We start from the raw sequence: 801 nt of genomic DNA, 5'->3' as shown, positions 1-801 counted from the left end.
TAGTCGTGCTGGAACATCTCATACAGCTCCCGCAGGTAGGGCCAGCGCTCGTCGTGGAAGTAGCCGTTGCAGATGGAGGAGCAGATGATGACGCAGTTGTCCTTCATGACCCGCTTGTGGCGGATGACCTGAGCGGACAGAGCCTGCATCATTTGGATGGGGTTGGTGCCCATGCCGTTGCCGTAGTGGAAGTTCTGGGGCATACCGAACACCATCACGTCGTATTTCTTCTCAGCGAAGGGCACGTAGGTGCGCTTGTTGGCCAGCTTCCAGGACTCAGGCTGCATCACCTTGGCGTAGCCGGAGTAGATGGCGATCTGGCGGGAGTAGGTGTCCAGAACGGCGTCGCAGCAGAAGAAGGGATGGCCCATCTTCTCCTCCATGTGCATACCGATCTCGTCGAACTTGGTACGCATCAGGGAGTGACCGGACACAGGGGTGAAGTCGTCCCGGTGCATGACCTTGGGCACATGGTGGCTGGCGATGGAGCGCCAGTGGGTGATGCCGGTGGCACAGTGCTTGTAGCCGCCGGAGTAACCGCCGTAGGGGTTGCCCTGGGTGTGGCCGATGAGGATGGGAATGTCGCAGTCAAAGACATACTTGTTCATCAGCACGGGGTCGCCCCGCTTGGTGGTACCCAGGTCCACCATGTGCTCGTAGTCCTCGGAGTCATGGCTGGTGATCTGGTTGGTCCAGTAGAACTCGTTGAACAGCTCCTCGCCCAGGATCTGCTTCATCTCGGACACGGTGGCACGGGGATGCAGACCGTTGGAGAACATGAACAGGATGTCCTTCTTCTCC

General features: G+C 58.9%; 1 protein-coding gene. It reads right to left on the bottom strand.

What is annotated here, in order from left to right; all coding sequences use genetic code 11:
- A partial coding sequence (locus WHJ28_RS16435) for a lactate racemase domain-containing protein (protein WP_340043092.1) occupies positions 1-801 on the bottom strand: 801 nt, incomplete at both ends.

Source organism: Flavonifractor porci (assembly GCF_037572415.1).
GTDB classification, from domain to species: domain Bacteria; phylum Bacillota; class Clostridia; order Oscillospirales; family Oscillospiraceae; genus Flavonifractor; species Flavonifractor porci.
This window is presented reverse-complemented; position numbering and strand designations above follow the sequence as displayed.